The organism is Methylobacterium tardum, from assembly GCF_023546765.1.
Lineage (GTDB): Bacteria > Pseudomonadota > Alphaproteobacteria > Rhizobiales > Beijerinckiaceae > Methylobacterium > Methylobacterium tardum.
Genome location: NZ_CP097484.1, coordinates 2,097,984 through 2,122,321 on the forward strand (window position 1 = coordinate 2,097,984; position 24,338 = coordinate 2,122,321).

The 24,338-nt window shown below is 71.3% G+C and carries 17 protein-coding genes and 1 pseudogene; 8 read left to right on the top strand and 10 right to left on the bottom strand.

All coding sequences use genetic code 11. From position 1 onward, the window contains the following. Positions 1-126: 126 nt before the first annotated feature. Both M6G65_RS09840 and M6G65_RS09845 read right to left on the bottom strand, forming a co-directional pair. On the bottom strand, positions 127-720 hold the full coding sequence (locus M6G65_RS09840) for a TadE/TadG family type IV pilus assembly protein (protein WP_238195635.1): 594 nt from the start codon (positions 718-720) through the stop codon (positions 127-129). Next, positions 714-1,265, bottom strand: coding sequence for a TadE/TadG family type IV pilus assembly protein (locus M6G65_RS09845; protein ID WP_238195634.1), 552 nt, complete (start codon positions 1,263-1,265; stop codon positions 714-716). The genes M6G65_RS09840 and M6G65_RS09845 overlap by 7 nt, the downstream gene beginning before the upstream one ends. A 487-nt stretch (positions 1,266-1,752) precedes the next feature. Between M6G65_RS09845 and M6G65_RS09850 the strand changes: the two genes are divergently transcribed. The 3 genes and pseudogenes from M6G65_RS09850 to M6G65_RS09860 all read left to right on the top strand — a co-directional run bounded on the left by M6G65_RS09850 (position 1,753) and on the right by M6G65_RS09860 (position 6,973). Further along, positions 1,753-3,117, top strand: a complete 1,365-nt coding sequence (locus M6G65_RS09850; RefSeq protein WP_238195633.1) for a pilus assembly protein TadG-related protein — start codon at positions 1,753-1,755, stop codon at positions 3,115-3,117. Positions 3,118-3,171: 54 nt separating this feature from the next. After that, positions 3,172-4,209 (top strand): HD-GYP domain-containing protein, encoded by a 1,038-nt coding sequence (locus tag M6G65_RS09855; protein ID WP_250103875.1) that lies wholly within the window; start codon positions 3,172-3,174, stop codon positions 4,207-4,209. 65 nt (positions 4,210-4,274) lie between these two features. Continuing rightward, positions 4,275-6,973 (top strand): annotated as a pseudogene (locus M6G65_RS09860) (ATP-binding protein). Between the two features lie 267 nt (positions 6,974-7,240). Here M6G65_RS09860 and M6G65_RS09865 read toward each other — a convergent pair. The 4 genes from M6G65_RS09865 to M6G65_RS09880 all read right to left on the bottom strand — a co-directional run bounded on the left by M6G65_RS09865 (position 7,241) and on the right by M6G65_RS09880 (position 11,018). Beyond that, positions 7,241-8,788: a GGDEF domain-containing protein gene (locus M6G65_RS09865; protein WP_250103876.1), complete on the bottom strand. Its 1,548-nt coding sequence runs from the start codon at positions 8,786-8,788 to the stop codon at positions 7,241-7,243. A 148-nt stretch (positions 8,789-8,936) separates the two neighbouring features. Further along, positions 8,937-9,329, bottom strand: a complete 393-nt coding sequence (locus tag M6G65_RS09870; RefSeq protein ID WP_347710496.1) for a sensor histidine kinase — start codon at positions 9,327-9,329, stop codon at positions 8,937-8,939. Further along, positions 9,269-10,348: a HAMP domain-containing protein gene (locus M6G65_RS09875; protein ID WP_250103877.1), complete on the bottom strand. Its 1,080-nt coding sequence runs from the start codon at positions 10,346-10,348 to the stop codon at positions 9,269-9,271. Before M6G65_RS09875 ends, M6G65_RS09870 begins: the two co-directional genes overlap by 61 nt. After that, on the bottom strand, positions 10,341-11,018 hold the full coding sequence (locus tag M6G65_RS09880) for a response regulator transcription factor (protein WP_238195628.1): 678 nt from the start codon (positions 11,016-11,018) through the stop codon (positions 10,341-10,343). The genes M6G65_RS09875 and M6G65_RS09880 overlap by 8 nt, the downstream gene beginning before the upstream one ends. Before the next feature lie 256 nt (positions 11,019-11,274). Between M6G65_RS09880 and M6G65_RS09885 the strand changes: the two genes are divergently transcribed. The 4 genes from M6G65_RS09885 to M6G65_RS09900 all read left to right on the top strand — a co-directional run bounded on the left by M6G65_RS09885 (position 11,275) and on the right by M6G65_RS09900 (position 16,463). After that, the gene (locus M6G65_RS09885) at positions 11,275-11,472 is read left to right on the top strand and encodes a polyhydroxyalkanoate synthesis regulator DNA-binding domain-containing protein (RefSeq protein WP_238195627.1); all 198 of its coding nucleotides are present in this window, start codon (positions 11,275-11,277) and stop codon (positions 11,470-11,472) included. A gap of 540 nt (positions 11,473-12,012) precedes the next feature. Next, positions 12,013-12,879 (top strand): efflux RND transporter periplasmic adaptor subunit, encoded by an 867-nt coding sequence (locus M6G65_RS33705; RefSeq protein WP_347710484.1) that lies wholly within the window; start codon positions 12,013-12,015, stop codon positions 12,877-12,879. A gap of 8 nt (positions 12,880-12,887) precedes the next feature. Continuing rightward, the gene (locus M6G65_RS09895; RefSeq protein ID WP_250103878.1) at positions 12,888-16,055 is read left to right on the top strand and encodes an efflux RND transporter permease subunit; all 3,168 of its coding nucleotides are present in this window, start codon (positions 12,888-12,890) and stop codon (positions 16,053-16,055) included. 180 nt (positions 16,056-16,235) lie between these two features. Then, the gene (locus tag M6G65_RS09900) at positions 16,236-16,463 is read left to right on the top strand and encodes a hypothetical protein (protein WP_238195624.1); all 228 of its coding nucleotides are present in this window, start codon (positions 16,236-16,238) and stop codon (positions 16,461-16,463) included. Between the two features lie 517 nt (positions 16,464-16,980). Here the strand turns inward: M6G65_RS09900 and M6G65_RS09905 are convergent. The 3 genes from M6G65_RS09905 to M6G65_RS09915 form a co-directional block, all read right to left on the bottom strand. Further along, positions 16,981-17,286: a hypothetical protein gene (locus M6G65_RS09905; RefSeq protein ID WP_250103879.1), complete on the bottom strand. Its 306-nt coding sequence runs from the start codon at positions 17,284-17,286 to the stop codon at positions 16,981-16,983. Continuing rightward, positions 17,283-20,915, bottom strand: a complete 3,633-nt coding sequence (locus M6G65_RS33440) for a glycosyltransferase (protein WP_284042377.1) — start codon at positions 20,913-20,915, stop codon at positions 17,283-17,285. Before M6G65_RS33440 ends, M6G65_RS09905 begins: the two co-directional genes overlap by 4 nt. A gap of 306 nt (positions 20,916-21,221) precedes the next feature. Then, entirely contained in the window at positions 21,222-21,824 is a 603-nt protein-coding gene (locus M6G65_RS09915; protein ID WP_238200134.1) for an acyltransferase, read from the bottom strand. Between the two features lie 351 nt (positions 21,825-22,175). Here M6G65_RS09915 and M6G65_RS09920 point away from each other — a divergent pair, with 351 nt between their 5' ends. Then, positions 22,176-22,712 carry a hypothetical protein gene (locus M6G65_RS09920; protein WP_238200135.1) on the top strand — a complete coding sequence of 179 codons (537 nt, stop codon included), beginning with the start codon at positions 22,176-22,178 and terminating at the stop codon, positions 22,710-22,712. A gap of 36 nt (positions 22,713-22,748) precedes the next feature. Here the strand turns inward: M6G65_RS09920 and M6G65_RS09925 are convergent, their stop codons facing one another. Beyond that, positions 22,749-24,182 (bottom strand): MaoC/PaaZ C-terminal domain-containing protein, encoded by a 1,434-nt coding sequence (locus tag M6G65_RS09925; protein ID WP_250103880.1) that lies wholly within the window; start codon positions 24,180-24,182, stop codon positions 22,749-22,751. Between the last annotated feature and the right edge of the window lie 156 nt (positions 24,183-24,338).

The following is a 24,338-nucleotide window of genomic DNA, read 5'->3' on the forward strand; positions in this document are numbered from 1 at the left end:
CGTGACGGCGCGCCCGGCGCCCGGCGCGGGCCCGCGCGCTCACAGGACGTCAGCCCGCGGGTCGAGACCGTCCGCCTCCGCCGAAGGTCCGGGTTCCGGACCGGGCATGGGGATTCCCGCGACGCGTCACTTGGGACAGGGCTTTCCACTGGGCAGAACGATCTCGCTCTGCCCGTTGTAGATGTCGCCGCCCCGTACGGGCCACGTCCTCTTGTACCGGAACGTCCATCCGACGAGCGACGAGAAGACCGGGAAGATCGGGCGATACGGCATCGTCACCTCCGACATCACGAAACGGTCGCCGGCCCGGTCCAGGCCGGCCGGCGGAAGGCCGAGGGACGATCCGGCCAGGCGGGCCTGACCATTGGATTGAGCACTCGAACAGACCTGCGTCGTGGCCGCAGCGCCGCTCTGGGTCTGGTACGTGCCCCCCGCCGTCAGGACGATGCTCGCGCGGGACACATCGTACGGGTTGGCGATCGCCTCCAGGGCCGCGAAGACCGGTGACAAGTCCGTGTAGTTGCCGCGGGAGATCAGGTCGGCCATCGTGGCCGTCGCGTTGTCGAGGCGCTTGCCGATCATGTAGGCGCGCGGCAACTCGATCGAGGCCATGAACATCAGGAGCAGGATCGGCGCGATCAGGCTGAACTCGACGGCGCTGACCCCGTTCCGGCTGGCGGTGAAGTCGATCAGGCCGGTGCGCAGACCACCGCTCAGCACGGTTTCGGCTCGTAATCCTCGGCCCGGAAGATCTCCGTCGTGACCAGCATCTGCGACTTGTCCGACATGATCCGGCCCGTGAAGTCCATCACCTGAAACAGACGCATCACCGGGACCGCGACGCGCACCGTCACGGTGTCGCCGCCCTGAGGACAGTCGAAACGCGTGCCGAACCCGACCGTCCAGGTCTTCTTTGTCCGGTCGAACGGCTCCGTGGGCTTGGTCGCGGCGAACGAGGCTGCCCGCGAGACGTCGAGGCGCAGGTCCGTGCAGGGGAACAGGACCGAGGGCCCGCTGCAGACGATCTTGCGGAAGCGCTGGCTCGGATCGCTGCCGTCGGCGGCATCCTGGAAGATCCCCGTCCGCAATTGACGGACGCCCCGGTCCACCGCCATGTCCAGCGTCTGCTGCTCCAGGGCGACGAGACCGGATTCCGCGACGACGCCCAGCAGGGCCAGGAACGGGGCCGCGAGAAGCGCGAACTCCACCGCGGAGGCGCCGCCCCGGTGGCGGGCGAAACGCCCGACGCGAAACCGCGAATGCACCCGCGCAAGCCGCGCGTCAGAGGAAGCGACCGGGATGACTCGTCCGGGGCCGAGAGCCGGGATAGCGAGACGCCTGAGGATGCCTGTCATACGCGGGAACTCTGCAGGTCGTGCGCCGGCGCCGTCTCTTCGCAGGGCACGATCTCGGGCGAGTTTGCCGGCTGCCCGTTTAGAAAGCGTTCCAGACAGCCAATAATCGTCCGGCTTTCAGAGGGGCGCGTGGTAAAACTTCGCTTTTCCCACAAGCAGCAGCATTAGTTCCGCCGCCCACAAGGACAAGGCAGAATAACATGCATCAACTCTGGCAACGATTTAAGGTTGCTTAGAGCAGCGTTGACCATATCCCCTCGGGCGTGGCGGGGATCCCTGCCGATCGGAACCTGCCTGCACGCACTGGGGCCCGGCGCGACGAATTCTTTAAGGGGCCGCCTGATAATGCGGAGCGTCAGCCCGTCCCGAGGACACGATCATTTCCTACCTGCGGCGCATGCTCCTGGGCTTGGTGAGCGCTCTGCCGAACCGGTCCGGCAGCGTGGCGGTGACCTTCGGCCTGAGCGCGGTTGTCCTGCTCGGCCTTGTCGGCGGCGGCATCGACTACGCGCGCGTCGCGTCGCGCCGTGCGCAGCTGCAGAACGCCGCCGACGTGGGCGTGCTGTCCGGTGGAAACACCATGAAGCTTGCCGCGTCCAGCATCGCCGCCGTGCAGGGCGTGACCGAGCAGGCCATCCGCACCAATGCGCCGTCGTCGCCCGACCAGCCGTTCACGGTGACCGTGGCGGTGGCGAGCGACAAGACCAGCGTGGCGGCGCAGGTCCAAGACACGGTGAAGCTCGCCTTCGGACCCTTCCTCGGTATCCGTTCACAGACCATCTCGGTGCGCGCCAAGGCCAGCGTCGTCGGCAAGATGCGGTTGTGCATGCTTACCCTCGACCCGTCGGCGCCGGGCGCCTTCAATCTGCAGAAGAACGCGCAAGTCACCGCCAACGGCTGCTCGCTCTACTCCAACTCGACCAACCCGACCGGCATGGTCGGCGGCGACAGCTCGCTGGCGAGGGCCGACACCATCTGCTCGGCCGGCGGTTACCTCGGGGTTCGCGCGAACTTCGCGCCGCCGCCGCAGACCGGATGCCCGGTGATCGCGGATCCGCTGCTGGGCCGCGCCAACCCTCCGGTCGGCGCCTGCGCGAGCCTGCCCTTCCCGTTCAACCTGCTGCCGCTCACCCAGATGCAGACGATCGACAAGGACGTCACGCTCGATCCCGGGACCTACTGCTTCGGCCTCCAGATCAAGAAGAAGGCCGTGGTGACGATGAAGCCCGGCATCTACGTGTTCAAGGACGGCCCTCTGATCGTGAAGGACAGTGCCACGCTCACCGGCGCGGATGTCGGCTTCTATTTCGTGGGCGACAAGGCGGGCCTGCTCTTCGACAAGAAGACGACCGTCAGCCTCACGGCGCCGACCACCGGCGATATGGCGGGCTTGCTGATGGCCGAGCAGACGACCGTCTCCAACCCGATCGATCCGGCCCTGGGCGTCGTCGACGATGTCACCGGGCTGCTGCTGCCGCCGACGCCGCCGCCGCTCGGCCAGACGAAGCCGATGCGGATCTACCGGATCATCAGCAACAACGCCCGCACGATGCTGGGCACGATCTACCTGCCGGCCGGACGCCTCGTCATCGATGCCGACAAGCCGGTGGCGGATCAATCCGCCTACACCGTCGTGGTGGCGCAGCAGGTGAATCTCTACGAGGGGCCGAACCTCTACCTCAACGCCAATTACGACGCGACGAGCGTCCCGGTGCCCAAGGGCGTGGGACCGATCAGCGGCAAGCTGCTGATCACGCAGTGAGTGGAGTGACGATGCCGGGCCTGCGCCGATGGAACCTCGTCCGGGAGTGACGCGATGCTCGCTCTGATCCTCGGCGATTCCGAGATGAACAACCTGCTGATGCTGCAGGCGCTGAAGCCCGTGGCCGATTGCGAGCCCGTGGCCTTCACCTGTCCTCGGGCGGCGCTCGAATTCCTGCGGGCGCATGTCGACCGGATCGGCGTCGTCGTCACCGATTACGACATGCACGGCCTGACCGGTCTCGAGGTCATCGCGGCCGCCCGGGCGGTGCCGGGCTTCGCGCATGTGCCGATCGTCATGGTGACGAGCCTCGATCAGCGCAGCCTGCGTCACGAGGCCCTGCGCGCCGGCGCCACCGACTTCCTCGGCAAGCCCTGCGATCCGGTCGAGATCCAGGCGCGCATCACCAACCTGATGCGGATCAGTACGGCGCACCGGCAGGAGCAGGACCGCACCGTCTGGCTCGCCCGCGAGGTTGCGGCCGCGGTCTCGGTGATCGAGGCGCGGGAACACGAGATCATCGCCCTGCTGATGCGCGCCGCCGAGCACCGCGACACCGATACCGGCGATCACATCGCCCGGGTGGCGGGCTATGTGGGCGTGATCGCCCGGAACCTCGGCTTCGAGCCCGCCGCGATCCAGACCCTGAAGCTCGCCTCCACGATGCACGATGTCGGCAAGATCGGGGTCCCCGACTCGATCCTGCTGAAGCGCGGGCCACTCTCCGCCGACGAGCGCGCCGAGATGGAGAAGCACGCCGAGCGCGGGCGCCGGATCCTGGAGGGCAGCAGCTCCGACGTCGTGCGGCTCGCCGCCGAGATCGCCGAGAGCCACCACGAGCGCTGGGACGGCACGGGCTATCCGAAGGGCCTCAAAGGCGAGGCGATCCCGCTCTCCGGCCGCATCGTGGCGGTGGCCGACGTGTTCGACGCCTTGGTGACGGAGCGCCCCTACAAGACCGCGTGGCCCCTCGATCGCGCGCGGGCCTTCGTGGCCGATCAGGCCGGCCTCCATTTCGACCCGCGCTGCGTCGAAGCCTTCCTCTCCGGCTGGGACGAGGTGGAGCAGACCTGGATCCGGGCCGCCGCCTGATCCGACCCGCCGCCTCCCGCCCTCCCCTCGATCAGGCCCGTCCGGGCCCCGTACAGGAGCGTACCGTGCACCTCGCCTGGCTCAGGCCGAAACGCTCCCTGGCCGGCCGGCTCGCCCTGGCCGTCACCGGCGCCGTCACGGCGGCGCTCATCCTGGCCGCGGCCCTGTCGGTCTGGCGCGAGGTGTCCCGCTACGCCGCCGACAAGCACGCCGCGCTCGAGGCGGTCGCACAGGTCTTCGCCCATGGGGGCGCCCGGGCGACGGCGGAGAACGACGCCGACGCGGCGGCCGCGTCCCTGCGGGCGATCGGCGAGGTGCCGTCCATCGTCTACGGCGCGATCGAGCGGCTCGACGGGTCCGTGCTCGCCGAGCAGGGACTCGGCCTGCGCCTGATTCAGGACGCCGCCCAGGACGGCGAGGATTTGTCCCTCCTGCGCATGCTCGCCACCCGGACCCTGCGAGCGGCCGCAACCATCAAGGAGAATGGCCGCCCGGTCGGCCGCGTCGTCCTGATCGGCGAGACCGACGACATCCTCGACCACGTCCGGGCCGCCGGCGAGAACGCCGCGCTGGCCGCGCTCCTCGCCATCGCCATCGGCCTCGGCGTCTCGCTGTACCTGCAGCGCAGCGTCACGCGCCCGCTGGCGGCGCTCGCCCGCACCATGGACGCGGCGCGCCTGCGCCACGATTACGCGCAGCGCGCCCCGGTGGAGAGCGACGACGAGGTCGGCGCGCTGGCGCGCACCTTCAACGACCTGCTCTCGGCCGTGAACGCGCGCGACCACCAGCTCGCCGCCCACAGTGCCCACCTCGAAGAGGAGGTCCGCGCCCGGACCGCGGACCTGAGCGAGGCCAAGCAGGTCGCCGAGAGCGCCAACGCCGCCAAGTCGAGCTTCCTCGCCACGATGAGCCACGAGATCCGGACGCCGATGAACGGCGTGCTGGTGATGGCCGAGCTGCTGGCGAGTTCCGACCTGCCGGTGCGCCAGCGCCGCTACGCCGAGGTAATCGCCCGGTCCGGCCAGTCGCTGATGGCAATCATCAACGACATCCTCGACTTCGCGAAGGTCGAGGCCGGCAAGCTCGACCTCGAGCGCGTGGCCGTGAACCCCGCCGAGATCGTCGACACGGCCATCACCCTGTTCGCCGAGCGGGCCCGGTCGGCCGGGCTCGACCTCGCGGCCTCGGTGGCGCCGGACTTGCCGCGGGCGATCCTCGGCGATCCGGTCCGCCTCGGGCAGGTGGTGAGCAACTTCGTGTCGAACGCCCTGAAGTTCACCGAGGCCGGACACGTTTCCGTCCGTCTGGCGATCGAGGCCGACGGATGCCTGCTCGTCGCCGTGACCGATACCGGCATCGGCATCCCGCAGGACAAGCTCGCCACGATCTTCTCGGCCTTCGCGCAGGCCGACCAATCCACCACCCGGCGCTTCGGCGGCACCGGGCTCGGGCTCTCGATCGCCCAGCGGATCGTCGAGGCGATGGGCGGCACCGTGGCGGTCGCGAGCCGCGTCGGCGTGGGATCGACCTTCTCGGCGCGCATCCCCGGGAGATCGTCGAGGCCGCCCGGCCGATCCGGCGGCAACCGGGCGTGCCGGCTCCGGTCGTCCTGCGCATGGCCGGTCCCGCCACCCGGGATGCCCTCGCGTCGAGCCTCGCGGCGACCGGGTTCGAGGCCGTCGAGGCGGCCGGCGGCGCGAAGGCCCACTGGATCCTCGACGCCGCCGCCCTCGCGGCGACGGGCCGCCGGCCGGAGGGCGCGGCGCGCGTCCTCGCCCTCGGGCCGCCGGGGGACGAGGCCGCCGACCGGGTGCTCCGGGCCGGGCTCGCCGACGAGGTCCTGCGCTGGCCCGTGGTCCAGGCGGAGTGGCAGCCCGTCCTCGCGGCGCTCGCGGAGGGCGGCGCCCTCGCTGCCCCCACCGCGCGCGCCGTGCCGACCGAGGCTTTGCCGCGCTTCCCCGGCTTGCGCGTGCTCGTGGCCGACGACAGCGCGGTCAACCGCGAGGTCGCCCTGGAGGCCCTGGCACGCTGCGGCGTCACGGACGTCGTGGCGGTGGAGGACGGGGCCGCGGCCGTACAGGAAGCCGGCGCGCAGCCGTTCGACCTGATCCTGATGGACGGCAGCATGCCGGTGCTCGACGGTTTCGCCGCCGCCCGGGCGATCCGTCAGCGCGAGGCGTCCGCCGGAGGCCGCCGCACCCCGATCATCGCGCTCACCGCCCATGTCCTGGCCGAGGCGGCCGAGTCGGCAGCGGCGGCCGGCATGGACGGGACGCTCGCGAAGCCCTTCACCCTGCGGCAGCTGGCCGAGCTCCTGCAGGCGCACGCGCCTGAGCTCCGGGACGGGGCACCGGACGCCATCACCCCGGCGCAACCGGAAGGATTGTCGGCGGCCGTGCCGGCGCCCGACGATCTGCTCGACGCCGAGGTGCTGGACGGCCTCCTCGGCCTCGGGGACGGCGCTTTCCTGGACCGCATTCTCGGCCTGTACCGGGCGCAGGCCCCCCAGGCGCTGTCCGCTCTGCGCGCCGCTCTCACCGACTCGGACCAGCCGGCCATCGCCAGGGCCGCGCACAGCTTGAAATCCATGAGCGCCAACATCGGCGCGCGGGCCCTGGTCGAGCCGCTGCGGGCCATCGAGCTGGCGGCCCGGGATTCGGCCTGCGCCGAAGCGCCGTCCGCGTGCGACGCGCTGGAGCGGCTGCTCGACGCGACGGTGGCGGGGCTCGACCGGCGGACACGGGGCCACAGGGCCGCGGCCTAGGATCCGCGCCGACACCTTCGGGGCTGCCGGTCCCTTGCGCTGACGCAGGCGGATGCGCGCTCAGATGGCACTGGCGCCGAGAGCCGGCCCGAGATTCCCTCGGCATCCTGACGCGCTGACGAGGCTGCGGGTGCAACGCGCGCACGGCTGGGCGCGTCCGGACGCGCGGGTCGCGACGGTCCGAGTGTGATGGATGGGGTCGAGAGGGGGGCCGCGTCGAGTCTCCGGACCGGCGATGCGACGGATCCGAAGCGTATCCTCACGGGGTCAGGAGGCGCTCACCAGCTGCAGGGTTCCCCGCGGGGGCGTCGCCGGCACGCCCTGCGGCGCGGCGCAGCGGGTCTGATTGCGGCCGCCCGCCTTGGCCTCGTAGAGCGCGCCGTCGGCCAGCCGGTACAGGTCCGGCACGGACGGGCCCCGGCCATGGCTCGGCACCGCGCAGGCGAGCCCGATGCTCACCGTGACGGCGCCTGCACCGATCCCCGCAGAGGCCACCGTGAGCGCGCGGATTTCGGCATGGACCCTGTCGGCGATGCGCAGGGCGCCGGCCTCGTCGGTGTCCGGCAGCAGGATCGCGAATTCCTCGCCGCCGATGCGGCTGACGAGATCCTCCGGGCGGTGGACGCTCGCGGACAGGCGGCGCGCAAGCCCCTTCAGCACCTCGTCGCCCACCGGATGCCCGTACCGGTCGTTGTAGCGCTTGAAATGGTCGGCATCGGCGATCAGCAGTGCCAGTGGTCGGCCCGCGTCGCGGGCCGCCGCGCGCGCCAGCGCGAACCTGTCCTCGAAGCAGCGGCGGTTCGGCAGGCCCGTCAGGGCGTCCGTGCGCGACAGCGTCGCCAGCTCGGCCCGCATCGCCTCCCGCCGGCGCAGCTCGCGCCCGAACAGCAGGGAGAGCGCGATCGTGAGCCCGCAGAGCACCAGCAGGACGCTGCCGATCACGGTCGCCCGCGCGTACCAGTCGGCCTCGACGTCCCGCGTGGACAGGGCGACGTTCAGGATCAGCGGTAGGGCGCCGATGCGCGTGAAGGTGTAGTAGCGCTCGATCCCGTCGCGCACGGAGGTGGCGACGAAGCTGCCGCGTCCCTCCCGCATGAATCTCCGGAAGGTGGGCGCCTGCGCGATGTTCGCCCCGATATCGGCCTGCTCGGATGGGTAGCGCATCAGGCGGGTGCCGTCGTTCAGGTAGAGGTTGATCGCGCCGCCGCGGCCGAGATCGATCTCGCCGAACAGGTGCGCGAAGTACGACAGCTTCAGGCTGCCCAGGACCACGCCGCCGAAGCTTCCGTCCGGCTTGTCGACGCGCCGGCTGAACGGCAGCATGGGCTCGCCGGTCAGGCGCGAGACGATCGGCGTTCCGACATGAAGGCCCAGCCCGGCGCGCGCCCTGTGAACCTGGAAGTACTCCCGGTCCGCGTAATTGCCCTTGCGGGCCGGCACGGCATCAATGTCGTCCACCGCGTCGCCGCGCTCATCCAGGATGAGCATCACGCCCATGTCGCGGGCGGTGGCCGCGCGATCGAACAGGATGAGCTGGCGCATCTGCGCGCTGGCCTGACCCAGGCCCGGAGCCCGCAGATTTTCGACGGCGGCCCGGATCGAGAGATCATACATCTCGACATTGCGCGCGATGTCGCGCTCCAGCACCTGCAGGAGGTTCCGCGAGGTCTGCTCGGCCCTGTCCCAGGCATCCCGGCGCAGATCGAGCAGCATCAGGCCGGACGCCGCCAGCATGCCGACCGGCGCGAGGACGCCGAGCGCGATCCAGGTCCGGGCCGACCTGAGGCACGCGTTCAAGTGCCGCAACAGAATCATCGGCACATCCACGCCAAGCCGCCGGTCGGGTCAGACGGATTGGCATGGCGGGACTTAACCACCGCTTTCGCTCGGGGTTAGACTCGAGGTCATCGTGTGGAGGACTGGTATTCGAGCGCGAAGGTGAGACAGGTGCTCGGATCCGAGGCTAGCGTGCCGGATTGTGGCCGGACCGACCCGTATCGGCCTGGGCCTCGGCCGCTTGGGCCATCGGGAAGCGCAGCGCGACATGGCAGCCGCCGCCCGGCGCGTCCCGGATCGTCACGCCCGCGCCGTGGAGCTTCACGATCGCCGCCACGAGACTCAAGCCCAGCCCGTGACCCGGCGTGTGGCGCGCCGCCTCGGAGCGATAGAAGCGGTGGAACACGGTGGTGCGCTCCCCTGGCGGCAGGCCGGGCCCGGTATCGCTGATCGTCACGACGACCGCGTCGTCGGTGCGCTGCAGGCCGGCGCGTACGCGGCCGCCGGGCGGCGTGAATTTCAGCGCGTTGTCGACCAGGTTCGAGACCGCCTCGAAGCACAGGTCGCGGTCGCCGTCGATGACATGCGCACCGGTGGGACCGAGAGCGCGAGGTCGATGTCCTTCTCCTCGGCGAGCGGCGCGAAGAACTCGACCGCGACCGCCGCGACCTCGCCGAGGTCGACCCGGGCGAACGCCCCGCGGCGGCGCCCGTCCTCCATCTCGCCGATCCGCAGCACGGCGGTGACCATGGCGAGCGTCTGGTCGATCCAGATGAGGCCCTGGTCGATCGCCTCGTGGAACTCCGCGACGCTCCGGGCCTGCGAGCGCGTGCGCTCCAGCCGGGCGCGCAGACGGGTGAGCGGCGTGCGCAGGTCGTGCGCCACCGCGTCGCCGACGCTGCGGACCTCGCCCATCAGGTGCTCGATCTCGTCGAGCATCCGGTTGACCGTCCGGGTCAGCCGGTCGAACTCGTCGTCGTGATCGCCGACCGGCAGGCGCCGGCGCAGGTCGCCGCGCATGACCTCGGCCACGGCGGCCTCGGTGGCGGCGAGGCGCCGGCGCGCGCGGCTCGTGAGCAGCAGGCCGCCGAGGACGGAGAGCGCCAGCGTCGGCACCAGCCCGAGCCCGAGGGCCCGCAGGGTCGTGGCCTTCACCCGGTCGATCTCGTCGGTGTCGTGCGCGATCACCACGATGCGGCCGTCGGCGAGGGTCAGTGCGGCCGCCCAGATCTCATCCTGAAGCGTGCGTCCCGCGAGGTCGACCGTCGCGCTCACCCGGTAGGCGTCGCCGTCGCGGGCCAGATGCTCCGGCACCGCGCCGAGATTGCCCGCCCGGCGCGTCCCGTCCGGGCCGAACAGGCCGCCATAATGGGTGGCGTGGGGATCCATCGCGATCCACGTGTCCACGCGGTTCGCGGCGGCCGCGTCGTCGGCCGCCGCCGCCCGGACCTCCAGCCGCAGCGTCTCGGCGAGTTCCTCGCGGAGATAGTCGGCCGTCTGCCAGTAGACGAAGGCGAACATCGCCAGGGCGAGCAGCGCGGACCACAGGGCGATGCCGAGCGCCCAGCGGAAGGCGGTGGAGCGCAGCAGGTCAGCCATCGGGCGCGAGCGTGAACCCCGTGCCGCGCACGCTGTGGATCAGCGGAGCCTCGCCGCCCGCTTCCAGCTTCCGGCGCAGGCGCCCGACATGGACGTCGATCAGGTTGGATTTCGGCGTGAAGCGGTAGTTCCAGACCTCCTCGAACAGCATTGCCCGGGTCACGATCTGGCCGGGGCGGCGCATGAGGTAGGCGAGGAGCTTGAGTTCGCGCGGCAGGAGCTCGAGGTCGCGCGCGCCGCGCCGGCCGGTGCCGGCGATCAGGTCGATCTCCAGGCTGCCGACACGCAGGACCGTCTCGGGGCTGTCGACCGGCCGCCGCAGCAGCGCCTCGATGCGCGCAGCGAGTTCGCCCAGCGCGAAGGGTTTGGCGAGGTAGTCGTCGCCGCCCGCCCGGAGGCCGCGGATCCGCTCGTCGACGTCGCCCAGCGCGCTCAGGACCAGCGCCGGGGTGCGGTCCCCCTCCAGGCGGAGATCCTGGAGCACGCTGAGGCCGTCGCGGCCGGGCAGCATCCGGTCGAGGATGATCGCCCCCCAGCCGCCCTCCCGTGCCGCCCGCGCGCCCTCGGGTCCGGTCGCGGCCCAGGCGACGTCGTGGCCGCGCCCGCGCAGGTCGTCGCGCACGTCCGCCGCCGTCTCGGAATCGTCCTCGATGAGCAGCAGCCTCGCCACGCCCCCGCCTCCGGTCCACGCGTGAACCGCCTCGACTCCCTTGTGCCGGACTTCGCGGCACAAATCGCCCCGCGGCCGCCACTGTGAACCCGAATTTAATGGCACCACATCACGTTGCCCCCTTTGTTGGAATGACTCTAGCCCGTTACCGCGCGCCGCGCCGGACGGCGCGCTCTTCGGATTCCAGCGATGCGGCCCCGGTCCCGATGCCCCTGCCCGATCCAAGCCGCCCCGTTCGGCGGGAGGCCGGCGGGCAATGCCTAGGAAGCGGCGCCCGCGGCGCCTGATCAACCGCTACGCGCAGAGCCGCCTGTATGACGTCGAGACCGGGACCTACGTCTCCCTCGCGCGGCTCAGGGAGCTGCGCTGCGAAGGCTACGAGGTCGTAATCCGCGAGGTCGAGACCGGCCGGTTCGTCACCGAGGATGTCCTGCCGCCGGGCCTCGACGCATGAGGCAGCGCAAATTCCGGGGCTTGGCCGCCTCCCTGCCCGGCCGGTTGCGGCGTCGCGCATGTCGCTGAACGCCGAGCCGCGATCGGCCGCCCCGGATTCCGAAGCGGACGATCGCGCCGCGCCCGCCGGGCCGGCGCGCGCGGAGGATCGCGAATCGGCCCGACCGCCGACCCGGCGCTCGGGGCGCGTCCTCCCGCGCCTCGTCCTGCTGGCCGCGGCGCTCGCCGTCGCGGGCTGGTTCGGCCGCGCGCCGATCCGCGACCGGCTGGGTCTGTCGCCCGCCACGCCCGTGACGGAGGCGTCCGACACGAAGGGCGGCGAGGCCCCGGCCGATCCGGACAGCGTCACCCTCGACGCGGCCGGCCAGACGCGGATCGGCCTCGCCGTCGGGCAGGCCGAGGCCCGCCGGATCGTGCTGCCGGTTCGCGCCCCCGGCACCGTCGCGTTCGGCGAGCGGCGGATGACGCATCTGAAGCCGCGGACCCCGGGGCGCGTCCTGAGCCTCGCGGTCCAGCCGGGCGACCCGGTCGAGGCCGGCCGGTGCTGGCGACCCTCGACGCCGCCGGCCTCCTCGACGCGCGCAACGGCCTCACGGCCGCGCAGGCGGCCCTCGGCGAGGCGCAGGCCTCCGAGGCGGTGGCGGCGCTGCAGCTCAAGCGCGGCCAGGAGCAGCTCAAGTTCGGCGGTGTCGCCCAGGCGGAGGTCGAGCGGCGTCAGGTGGACCTCGCCAAGGCCCGGGCCGCCATCCAATCGGCCGAGGCCAATGTCGAGCTGTACCGGGCGCAGTACCGGCGCCTCGCCCCCGCCGAGGGGGCCGCGCCCGGCACCAGCGCCGTGGTCACCCCGATTTCCGGCATCGTGACCAGCGTCGGCGTCACCCTCGGCGAGGTGGTCGATACCGGACGCGACGCCGTCACGGTCGCCGACCCGACCCGCATCCTGGTGCTGGCGAACCTCTACGGGCCGGATACCGCGCGGGTGAAGGCCGGCGACTCCGCCGCGGTGGAGAGCCCGATCCCGGGTCATCCTCCCTTCGAGGGACGTGTCCGCTCGGTGAACGCCGCCCTCGATCCGGCGACCAGCACGGCGCCGGCGCGGATCGAGCTCGACAATCCGGGCGATCTCCTGCGCGCCAACATGTTCGTCTCCGTCACCATCGCGGCGGATCTCGGCCGGGACGGCGTCACCGTGCCGGCGGCCTCCGTCCAGCAGACCGAGCAGGGACCGATCGCTTTCGTGCGCGTCGCCCCCGACCGGTTCGAGCGGCGCGCCCTCCGGCTCGGGATCCAGCGCTCGGACTGGGTCGAGGTCCAGAGCGGCGTCGCGGCCGGCGAGAGCGTGGCGACCGCGGGCAGCTTCGGGCTCAAGGCGATCCTGTTGCGCAGCCTGCTCGGCGCGACGGATTGAGGCGCCCGATGCGCGCCTGGTTCGCCCTGCTGATCCGCCGCCGTTTCCTGGTCCTGGTGGTGGCGCTCGCCGCCGCGGCGGGAGGCGTCGCCAACCTCGACGGCCTGTCGATCGACGCGGTGCCGGACATCTCGCCCAAGCAGGTGATGATCCTGACCCTGTCGCCGGGCCTGGGCCCCCTGGAGGTCGAGCGCCTCGTCACCTTCCCGGTGGAGAACGCCATGGCGGGGGCGCCGGCCCTGACGGGGATCCGCTCCACGTCGCGCGCCGGTGTCTCGGCGGTCTACGTCACCTTCGCCGACGGCATGCCACTCGCGGAGGCGCGCAGCCAAGTGTTCCAGCGCCTGCCCGCCGCCAAGAGCCTGATGCCGGCCGGAATCGGCGACCCGCAGATGGGCCCGATGGCCACCGGACTCGGCGAGATCTACCAGTTCGAGCTGCGCGGGCCCGCCTACACGCCGATGCAGCTTCGGCGCACCCTGCAATGGACGATCGCGCCGAAGCTGAAGCTCACGTCGGGCATCGCCGACGTGAACATCTACGGCGGCGAGATGCCGACCTACGAGGTCCGGGTCTCCGCCGACGCCCTGCGCCGCTACGGCGTCACCCTCGCCCAGGTCTTCACGGCGCTCGCCGACAACAACGCCGCCCGCGGCGGCGCCTACATCGCGCACAACGACCAGCAGGAGGTGATCCGCGGCCTCGGCCTCGCCAAGGGGCCGGACGACATCGCCGCCATCGTCGTCGCCACCGGCCCGGGCGGCGTCCCGGTGACGCTCGCGACGCTGGGCCAGGTGGTGGAATCGCCCAAGGTCCGGCTGGGGGCCGTGACCCACGACGTGGCGGGCGAGACGGTCGTCGGCATCGCGCTGATGCAGGTCGGCGCGAATGCCAGCGCAGTGGTCGGAGAGGTCAAGAGGACGATCGACGACCTGCGCCCGCAGCTTCCGCCCGGGATGGCGATCGTCCCCTATTACGACCGCAGCGCGCTCGCCGACCGCACGATCCACACCGTGGCGCACAACCTCCTCGAAGGCGCAGTCCTCGTGGTCGTCGTCCTGCTGCTCCTGCTCGGCGACCTCCGGGCCGGGCTGATCGTGGCCGCGGCGATCCCGATGTCGATGCTGATGGCCTTTGCCGGCATGCGGCTCCTCGGCATCTCAGGCAACCTGATGAGTCTCGGCGCCATCGATTTCGGCCTGATCGCCGACGGCGCCGTGGTGATGATCGAGAACGTGCTGCGCGCCCGCGGCGCGCACCCGGACCGGCCGGCCCACGACCTCGTCCGGGACGCCGCCGCCGAGGTGGCGCGGCCGGTGATGTTCGCGGTGGCGATCATCATTCTGGTCTACGTGCCGATCCTCGCGCTCCAGGGCGTCGCTGGGAAGATGTTCGTGCCGATGGCGCTGACCGTCATCCTGGCGCTGGGCAGCGCCTTGGTCGTGACCCTGACGCTGATGCCGGCGCTCGCCGCGATCTTCCTCGCCGGCCGCGGCGTCGGCGAGCGCGAGACGCGCCTCGTCCACTGGGTGCGCGGCGCCTACACGCCGATGCTGCGCGCCGCCGAGCGGCATGCCGGCCTGACCGTGCTGGCGACCCTCGCCCTGTTCGCGGGATCCTGGGTGCTGGCCACGCGGCTCGGCGGCGAGTTCCTGCCGAAGCTGTCGGAGGGCTCGATCGTCGTCACCTCCGAGAAGCTGCCCGGCATCGATCTCAGCGCCTCGCTGGCCGCAGTGACCCGCATCGAGCGGGTGCTGAAGTCGTTTCCGGAGGTAAAGCGCGTCGTCTCGCTCACCGGCAGCGCCGAGATCCCCACCGACCCGATGGGCGTGGAATCGACCGACAGCTTCATCACGCTGACCGATCCCGCCACTTGGGCGACCGCCGACACGCAGGACGGTCTCGTCGCGGCCTTCGACCGGCGGCTCAAGGAGGAGGTGCCGGGCGTGGCCTACACCTTCTCCCAGCCGATCCAGATGCGCATGGACGACCTGCTGGAGGGCGTGCGCGGCGACGTGGCGATCAGCCTCTACGGCGACGACCTGACGGTCCTGAAGGAGACGGCCGACGCCATCGTGCGCACGGTGTCGGGGATCCCCGGCGCTGCGGACGTGAAGGCCGAGGCCCAGGCCGGCATGCCGGCGCTCGCGATCCAGGTCGACCGCGCCAAGGCGGCCCGCTACGGCATCAATGTCTCCGACGTGCTCGACGTGGTCGAGAGCCTCGGCGGCCGCACCAGCGGCGTGGTCTACGGCGACGACAACGCGATCACCGAGATCGTGGTGCGCCTGGATCCGGCCGACCGCAGCGACATCGAGCGGATCCGCGCCCTGCCGGTTGGACGCAACGAGCCCGGCCGCGCGGCGGGCAGCCGGATGATGGTGCCGCTGGCGCTGGTTGCCAGCGTGGACGTGGCCTCCGGTCCGGCGCAGATCAGCCGGGAGCGCCTGCAGCGGCGGATCTCCGTGCAGGCGAATGTCCGCGGCCGCGACGTCCGGAGCTTCGTCGAGGCCGCCCGCGCCGCCGTCGACCGGCAGGTGACGCTGCCGCCGCGCTATTCCCTGGTCTGGAGCGGGCAGTTCCAGACCCTGCAGGAGGCGACCGCCCGCCTCTCCGTCGTCGTCCCCGCCGCCCTGGCGGCGATCCTGGTCCTGTTGGTGGTGATGTTCGCCGACATCCGCCTCGCCGGCCTGATCTTCCTGAACGTCCCGATCGCCGCCACCGGCGGCATCCTGGCGCTCACCCTGCGCGACATGCCGTTCTCGATCTCGGCGGCGATCGGCTTCATCGCGACCTTCGGCATCGCGATCCTCAACGGCGTCGTGCTGACGAGCTACATCCGCGACCTGGAGGCGACCGGCCTGGCGCCTCGGGAGGCCGCGACGCGCGCCGCCGGGATGCGGCTGCGGCCGGTGATCATGACCGCGCTGGTGGCCGCCCTCGGCTTCCTGCCCATGGCCCTCTCCACGAGCGCCGGGGCGGAGGTTCAGCGACCGCTGGCGACCGTGGTGATCGGCGGCCTGATCTCCGCGACGCTGCTCACCCTCGTCGTGCTGCCGGCGGTCTATCCGGTCGTCGCCGGCCTGCGCCTGCCCTTCGACCGCCGGTCCCTGCCCGCCTCCGACAGGACGGGCGAGACGGTCAGGGCGCGGCATCGCGGGAACCTCGACGCCTGAGCCGAGCCGGGCTCACGTCCGGCAAGGGTCTCGCGATTCCGTCCCGAACCGCCATCGCCGGGGATGGAGGCAGCTTGGAGGATAAATATCAACAAACGAGGCGTGGATACGTAGTTCTGTCCTGATGTTGGAAGTTTGCGAAGAAGATTATTCTGATCTGATTCGCTTCGGGAGGCCGGCATGTCGGATGGCGATGCCTTCGCTCATGAAATCGCGGCGCTTCTGATCGCCGATATCAAGACCTCGGGGGCGCGCACCCAGGCCGAACTCGAGGCGGCCTGCCGGATCTCCCTCGAGAGCCTTCTGGGCGATGCCGAGATTCCGCACCAGATCGCGGTCCTGATGCCGATCGGCCTCGACCGCTGGCCGCGGGTCGTCGTGAAGGGACGGCGCCTGCCGGACGTGTAGCAGATCCGGAGGCCGGCGCGGCGACGACGAGCGACGGGTTCAACCTCGACAGTGCGCGGCCCTGCAGTGTCGCAATCATCTGCGCCCACACGGCCGACGTCTCACCGACTGCGTCGCCGGGCGTGTTCAGGCGATTCGCTCCTGTCGGCGAACGATCAAGCTGCACGGCGTCCAGCCGCCCTTCTTGGACCCCCCACTTCATGAAGTGCAGCAGGTTGACGCCCGCGTCGCGAGCGTCCGGGTAGACCGACAGGTCCAGTTTGCCGTCGAAGCCTGGGTTGGGCGCACGCCCCGCTGCACCACTATGGGTGCGATAGTGTCTGACGGGGCTCGATCCGGATCTGTCCGCACATAGCACGCAAATTGAGGCCTCGAATGCGCCGGTAAGGCCGGTACGATCGCGTCCGGCACGGATAGGGTGCACAATCCGCTGCCATGTCGTGAAGCACGGCCTGCGACCGGGAATTCCGGAAACGAACCGAAGCGTGGCGGGCCAATGTGCCGCCGGAGAGCGGTGTCAGGGCGTAAAACCGTAATAGTCGCGCATGAGGCTCTGGTACGCGGCGGCCTGGATCGGCCCGGAGAGCCGCCCGGTTTCCGAGATGTCGATGGTCAGCAGGCGGTCGTTGCAGGCGGCCGGGTCGGTGACCAGTGCGTAGGGCAGGCGGTGGCCGTTCGGGTAGGCGGAGAGCCGTTCGCCCTGCGCGCCGAGGTCGAAGGCCACCACCGGCAGGCCGGTGCGCAGAGCCAGTGTCAGCGTGTACGCGTACGTCTCCGGCCAGATCGACGGAAGCAGGATCAGGTCGGCTGAAATCTGGTTCACGAGGTCGAGGACCTCGTCGTCGTCCCAGTGGCGGTCGGTCTGGGCGATCTGGAGGGCCGCGCGTGCCGGCCGGTCGAGGGTCGTGTCGTCGGTGGAGTAGCATCCCGTCTCGGTGACCCCGGCGCGTTCCAGGCCGCCCGTGAGCGCCGGGTCGGAGAAGCCCACGATCGAGAACCGCAGCGGCAGATCCCGCTTGCGCGCATCCGTTGCCAGTGCCTGCAGCAGGAGCCCGCCTTCGGGCAGGTTGATGGCGCCGAGCACCGCGACCCGCCGGACGCGTCCGGGCCGCTGCAGGGTGGTGTCGCGCACCGTGCGCTCCGGCTCCAGATGCGGCCGCACCGTGATCGCCAGGTCCGGGTACACCCCCGGATCCGCGCCGCCGTGTCGGCGGACGGCGCAAACACCCGCGCCGCCCCGGCCAGGAACGCCCCGAACGCCGCCCGCCGCTCACCCGGATCCGGCTCCTCGAACCCCTCCGCATCCGCCGCCAGGCACGCCCGGCATTCGGCGACCGGCGCCAGGCCGCAATAGCGCCCGTCCGGCTGCACCAGGTGGTTGCGGTGGCAGACCGGCGAGTAGTCGTGCAGCGTCCAGGCATAGGGCCGGCCCGAGCCCGCCACCAGCTCCATCAGCGCCCGCGCCGCCGCCCAGCGCAGCCCCGCCAGCGAGTGCACGTGGATCAGGACCGGCGCCAGCGCCGCGATGAAGCCCGACACCGTCGCGGCGTCGCGCGGCAGGTACAGGCTGCCGAGGTTGGGCAGGTACAGGAACTCGGCGCCGCGGTAGGCGACCTGGACCTCGAGGTTGCGGGTCCGGTCGATCTGCAGCAGCACCACCGACAGGCCCTCGGCCCGGGCCTTTGCGATCATGTCGTCGATGTGCCGCTGGATGCCCCCGCCCCAGCTGTGGGTCACGTACAGCAGCGCCCGGCCGGCGCAGTGCCGGGCCAGCCGGGCGAGGTCGAGGCGCGCCCGCCCGCCCCGGCCCGGATCGGCCTGGACGAACTGCCCGACACGCGCCGGGTAGTCGGGGTGCTTGGACAGCAGCGCCGCCTGGCCCTGGTCGTACTCGCCGCCCTCATCCAGCCCGAACGAGATCTGGCCGGCATGGTAGACGTAGACGTCCTCGGCGAGCAGGTTGACGAAGCCGGCCTTGGTGGCGCGCAGGCACCAGTCGTTCTCCTCGCCGTAGCCCTTGCCGAAGGCCTCGGCGTCGAGGGGGCCGACGGCGTCGAGCGCTTCGGCGGTCATGTACATGCAGAAGCCGACGCCGGTGGGCACGGGCACGGCGCGGCCGCGGTTGATCCGGGCGGCCAAGCGGTCGAGATCGGGCCGGTCGATCTCCAGCGGCATGGTGTTGTTGGCGTTGAAGCGCGGGTAGGAGCAGATCGTGGCGTTGTTGGACAGCGGCGTGACGCTGCCCACGCGCGGGCGGGCGGCGTCCGCGGGTTCAGCCTCGGGTTCGGCATCGGGCTCGGCATGGGCGACGAGGCGGTCGAGCCAGTCGCCGAAGACCTGGGCGTCGGAGTTGAGCAGGACGACGGCGCGGCCCTGGCGGAGGCTGAGGGCGCGGTTGACCGAGCGGACGAAGCCGAGGTTCTGCTCGTTCTCGGCGAGGTGGAACAGGCCCTTGCGGGCGAGGTCGGCCAGCTCGGCGGTGAGCTGCGGGTCGGGGGAGCGGTCGTTGACGGCCAGCAGGGTGAAGGGGGTTTGCTGCGGGGCCGACAGGCAGGCGTGGATGGCGCGCAGGGTCTCGCCGCGTCCCTTGTAGACGGGGACGATGACGACGACGCGGGCCTGAGCGATGGGCAGGGCTTGCGGCAGGCCGTCCCAGTCCTGGGCTGCGGGGGCGGTCATGGGCGGGGCGGTGCCCAGATCCTCGGGCGCGGCCAGCAGCCCGGCCGCCCGCCCGGTCCGGACGTAGTGCAGGAACGGCGACTCCCCAGGACCCAACAGGTGACCGTAGGCCCGGCGGTAGAACCGGGTCACGAAGGCCTTGCTGGGATCGCGATCCTCTTCCTGTCCGTGCGACAGGAAGTGCATGGCGGGACCGTTCTCGAACCCGCGCGTGTCGGGGTAGCGCTTCAGGTACCAGGGGGCGTCGAAATAGGGCTCGATCAGCCGCGCCTGCTCCATCAGCTCCGCATCTTCCTCAGGCGGCGGGCTGCCGTTGCGCGGATCGAAGGCGGGATCCGTGAGGTCGACGCCGCGAAGCAGCGCCGTGGCGAGGAAGTGGACGAAGGGGGCGAGACCCGTCGCCTCGACGTGGGGGTGATGCGCCCGGTAGGCCCAGCCGTTGAAGTCGGGCCGTGGGTTTCGGCCCCTGCGCCAGCCGGTGTCGCAATAGTCGCGCACCGCGTCGGCCTCCGCGGGCAGCCCGTAGCGTGCCCGGTAGAAGCCGTGGTCGAAATGCCCCGCCACCAGCCGCGCCTGCAGGTCCAGGAACGCCGCCCGCTCCACCGGCTCGGCCCCGATCGCCCCCAGCCAGCCCGTGTCCTCGACAGGCGCCCGCGCCGGACGCAACCCGCACACCCGCAGCAGCGCCGCCAGCGTCGAGCGCCCCGGCCCCGGATCGCGCAGCTCCCGCCAGCCCAGACCGGCAAAGTGCAGGTACGGCTCACGCCCGCCCACATCCGGGTAGGTCGCCCGGTACCAGGCCTCATCCACCGCCGGCACGTTCAGCCGCTCCGGCTCGGCAAACGGCTCCCGCCCGGACAGACGCGTCTCGGCCACGTAGCGGAAGAACGGGTCGTCCGCGACCGCCCGGCTGCCGGCGCGCGCCTGCACGAAGCCGGCCGGGTCGAAGTCCGGACGCGGGCTGACGAGCCGCCGCCAGCCCTCCGCCACGTAGAAGCGCAGCAGCTCCGCGTCCGTGGCGCCGGCCCACGCCTCCGGCTGCGCGGCGTTCAGGCGCCGCCGGTAGTGGGCGGCGTCGAAATAGGGCGCGAGCGTCGCGACCCGCAGCGCCAGCGCCTCGGCCGGCTCCGGCCGGGCGGCTCCGCCGTGCAGGACGTAGTGCACCAGCGGGTTCTGGGTGGCGTAGGTGATCCCGCGGGTCAGGCAGTAGGCCAGGGTGTCGAAGCGGGGCGACGGCTCGCGGCCCTCGCGCCAGCCCGAGGCCATGTAGTGGTCGACCGGATCGACGCCGGCTTCCCGCAGGTCGGGGTTGCCGGCGAGGTAGAACGGCCCGTCGGCGAGGCGGCGGGCGAGGCGCTGGACCTCGGCGGTGTCGGGCTTCGGCAGGGCCGCGCCCGTGTCCGCGCCGCCGGCCGCACCGGACCGGCGCCTGTGTGTCGAGAGGGCGTGCAGGAACGGGTTGATGCCGGCTTTGGCGAGATGGGGCCGGGCGGCGAGGTAGGCGGCGGAGGAGAAGTCGGGCCGCGGGTCGCGGCCCTCGCGCCAGCCCTGGACGAGGTAGTCGCGCACCGGATCGGCCGTGATCCCGTACCAGCTCGCGTAGAAGCCCGCGTCGAAAGACGGCGCCAGCGCCGCGATCTGCGCCTCCGCGGTGGCGAGGTCGTTCGCGGCCGGGAGGCCGCCGCGCGCTGCGAGCCGGACCAGCGGGTTGCTGCTCGCGCGGACGGAGCCCGTACCGGCCCAGCGGAGATACAGTCCGTAGAGCGTCCTCAAAGCACCGCTCTCGGCTCATCGGCCGATGCGCCCGGCATCGGGATCGGCGGCGCTCCGTCGATCATCGTGCCGCCGTCGACCGATGCCGCACGATCGGTCCGTGCCGACGCGCGGCTCGCGCTGGCGGATCGATCGGGACCTGAAGCTCGGATGAGCATGTGTTCGCGCAGGCTGGATTGAAGGCCGGGCGCCGCGTCGGCCCGGGAGGCGCAGCGGCGGCCCACCGCCCTATCGGAACGCGCGCGCGGGGTAAACAACGCTGGTCACGCCGACCGGGAGCACGGAGTTCCGCGCGCGCAGACGCGCTCAGATGAGGTCCGAGCGCCAGGTCACGTTCTCCCGCACGATACGCGCAGGATTTCCTGCGGCCACGCAATGGGGCGGCACGGTTCCGGTCACGACCGCATGGGCGCCGACGATAGCGTTGTCGCCGATGACGGAGCCCTTGAGGAGCGTGGCCTGGTTGGCGATCCAGACGTGATGGCCGACGCGGACAGGCTTGGCTGGGTTCAGCCGCGCGCCGGTATCCAGGCTGACGACGGAGTGGAAGTCGCTCGTCGTCATCCACACACCGGAAGCGATCGAGCAGTTCGTCCCGATCTCGATCGTCTTCGCCTCGATGAGGTTGAGGTGGACCAAACCGGTGAAGCCCGTCCGGTCGCCGATGCTGAGCACCGAGCCCGGACCGATATAGATGTTGGCCATCGAGAGACGAACATCCTCCCCAACATCGAACCGGCAATTCGATTCGATGACGATGTGCATATCCTTGTCCGAAACGCAGCCTCTTCCGATGCGGACGTAATTGTTGCTGCCGTTTATGTATATCTTTCCGGCCTGGTTTTGCTGGTCGCGGACATCGATATCGATGACGTTATTTTCGCCTTTATCGAAGATGTTCAGCGACATACTGTTCTCTGTGGGGTTGACGTCTGCGTCCCCGCGCGATGCGGTCTGTGCCGGCGCCCGGAGGGCCGCGCTTCGAGGCCGGGGAAGTAGCCCCGTCTTCTGCCGTGGCAGCCACGGGATCGGAGCGCTGTGATCGGAACCGTTGCCGCGCGACGCTACGCGAGTGCGTTCGAATCCGGTAGAGGTGTTTCCGGATGTCTCTAGGCCATGTAGCGCCGGCGTCACAACTCGCGCTGACGCCCACCGATTCTGCCTCCCGACAGAGTGGCAACAGGTCTGCCGCGTGTTGACGTCCGAAGGGGCCTATGACGTATGGCCGGCCTTGAGCGATCTTGAGGATGAGGCCATCCCGTGGCTGAAGACAACACGCTGACAAAGGCTCTGGTCGACGTCAGGGCGCGCCGCGCGGCCCTGCAGAGCGATTACGATCGGATCGCGGCGGAGTTGACGAAGCTCCGCGCGGCAGAGGCCGCGCTGACCTCGATCGTGGAGGGCGTTCCGCTCGAGGAGACAGGGCATCCGCGTTCCTCGGAGGCCCCGCGGCCGACCGCCGGTGATCGCGCTGCGCCACAGCAGGGCGGACGGCGCGGCGCCCGCGGTCCGCGGGCGAACTCGGCCAAGGGCCGGTTGAAGGGGCTGCTCGGCAGCGCGGGTCCGCAGGGCCTGTCGCATGCCGAGATCGCCGAACGGCTCCCCGACGTCGCACCCAACACCCTCAACACCTATCTGAGCATGATGGTGACGGGCGGCGAAGCGGTCCGGAACGGCGACTTCTTCACCGCCGCACTGGGCTCGGACCGGGAACCCGACGCGGCCGCGGGCGAGGCTGATCCGGCCGAGGACAGGTCTGCCGAGGACGAGCCTCACAGCGACGCCGCGGCCGAGTGAGCGGGGCCGCTCGTCCCGGGCTGGTCGGTGTGCGGGTCAGGCCGTCGCCGACATCTGCCGGATGATCGGCAGCATCAGCGCGCCGGGGGAAGCGGCCGGGACGGGGAAGATCGTGGCCGTCTGATCCGTCCGCACCCGCGGCAGGCGCTCGATCACGGTCCGCAGGTTCGGGATCGTCCGCGCCATCGTCGCGGCGAGGGTCTCGCCGGCACTCTTCGCCATGACGTATTCGAGCGTGTCGCGGGGCGCCTCGTCGATGGCCGTGGTCGAGGGATAGAAGGCCGCCACCGCATCCCGGCGTCCGAGGCAGAACAGGCTCAATTCGTAGAAGGCGTAATTGTAGACGCGCATCATCTCCTCGAAGCAGGACGGCTCGAACGGCGCGCGCTTCTGGCGGAAGATGCGGGGTGTCGCGAAATGGTAGAGCTGGGATGGGCGCATCGCCAGGGCATCGAGCTGGGCGGCGACCGGACCCGCGGCGTCGTAGCGGAGCACCTGGCAGCGGCCGCCGCCGTCCCGGATCTCCCGGGCGACCGCCTCCGCCTCCTCGACGCCCGACGCGTAGGTGATGCAGACCGCACCGCCCCCCGCGGCGATCAGCACGGCCGTCGCCGCGCCCAGGCCCCGCGAACCGCCGATGACGAGGGCGGACACCTCGGAGAACGCGCCCGGCTGCACCAGCGCGGCGATGTCCTGCAGGCTCTCCTGCTCGACCGGGCGCGGACGGACGAAGGCTTCGACCCGCGCGGTGAGGCCCGGCCCCTTCGCCTCGAGGGTTACCGATTGCAGCATCGGCTGGAACCGCTTGACCGCGTAGGCAAGGCGCGATCCGTGCGCCGCGTCGGTGACCGTCACGTCGATCTTCGAGAGGATCGAATGCAGCCCGGGCACGAACATGCCGACGAGGGTCGAGAGGCCACCCAGCCCGGCGACGCGGGCGGGGCCGATCGCCTGCGCGAGCCGCGGCGCCAGCGCGGCGATTGCCGCAGGATCGGGAAGCCGGAACGTGCCCGCCAGACTGGCGATCGTCGCCGGATCGATCACGTCCGGCGCGTCCGGGATCTCGGTCGGTGCCGCATCGACCGTCTCGGCCGGTGCCCGCTCGGACGCGAATGTTCCCTGGATCGTGACCGTACGGACTCCATCGACCGACACCGAGAGGCGCATCTGCCGCGCATCCGCGTCGTGGACCGTGACCTCGGCCCGATCTCCGACCAGCACGAAGCGCTCGAACCGCATCTGCAGCGTCGCGAGCCGCGCGAGCGGCTGCTTGTCCGCGCAGGCATCCAGGGCCCAGAGGGCGGCATGAACGCCGTGAACGGCCCTGTCGCCGGCGAGCGTCCGGCGGGCCACGCGCGCATCCATGTGCATCGGGTTCACGTCGCCGGTGGCCCGCGCGAAGGCGATCTGATGCGCCTCGGTCCAGACCCGCGTCATCGCGGGGGGATCGTCCGACCCGGGTCCGTTCATCGGGAAGCTCCTCATCCGCGGCCTCGGCCCCGACGGGGCCGCGACCGAGCGCCCGCGTGCAGCACGGAGGCACCGGCGCGAACCGCTTCGCCCCTTGCTTTATGACAGGGGATCTCGCAAGAGGGCGGCACGCGCACGCACGGAAAGGGGCCGGTC

Coding starts and splice junctions, on each gene's coding strand:
- M6G65_RS09850 (WP_238195633.1), top strand. CDS start 1,753: ATGCTCCTGGGCTTGGTGAGCGCTCTGCCGAACCGGTCCGGCAGCGTG.
- M6G65_RS09855 (WP_250103875.1), top strand. CDS start 3,172: ATGCTCGCTCTGATCCTCGGCGATTCCGAGATGAACAACCTGCTGATG.
- M6G65_RS09865 (WP_250103876.1), bottom strand. CDS start 8,788: ATGATTCTGTTGCGGCACTTGAACGCGTGCCTCAGGTCGGCCCGGACC.
- M6G65_RS09875 (WP_250103877.1), bottom strand. CDS start 10,348: ATGGCTGACCTGCTGCGCTCCACCGCCTTCCGCTGGGCGCTCGGCATC.
- M6G65_RS09885 (WP_238195627.1), top strand. CDS start 11,275: ATGCCTAGGAAGCGGCGCCCGCGGCGCCTGATCAACCGCTACGCGCAG.
- M6G65_RS09895 (WP_250103878.1), top strand. CDS start 12,888: ATGCGCGCCTGGTTCGCCCTGCTGATCCGCCGCCGTTTCCTGGTCCTG.
- M6G65_RS09900 (WP_238195624.1), top strand. CDS start 16,236: ATGTCGGATGGCGATGCCTTCGCTCATGAAATCGCGGCGCTTCTGATC.
- M6G65_RS09915 (WP_238200134.1), bottom strand. CDS start 21,824: ATGTCGCTGAACATCTTCGATAAAGGCGAAAATAACGTCATCGATATC.
- M6G65_RS09925 (WP_250103880.1), bottom strand. CDS start 24,182: ATGAACGGACCCGGGTCGGACGATCCCCCCGCGATGACGCGGGTCTGG.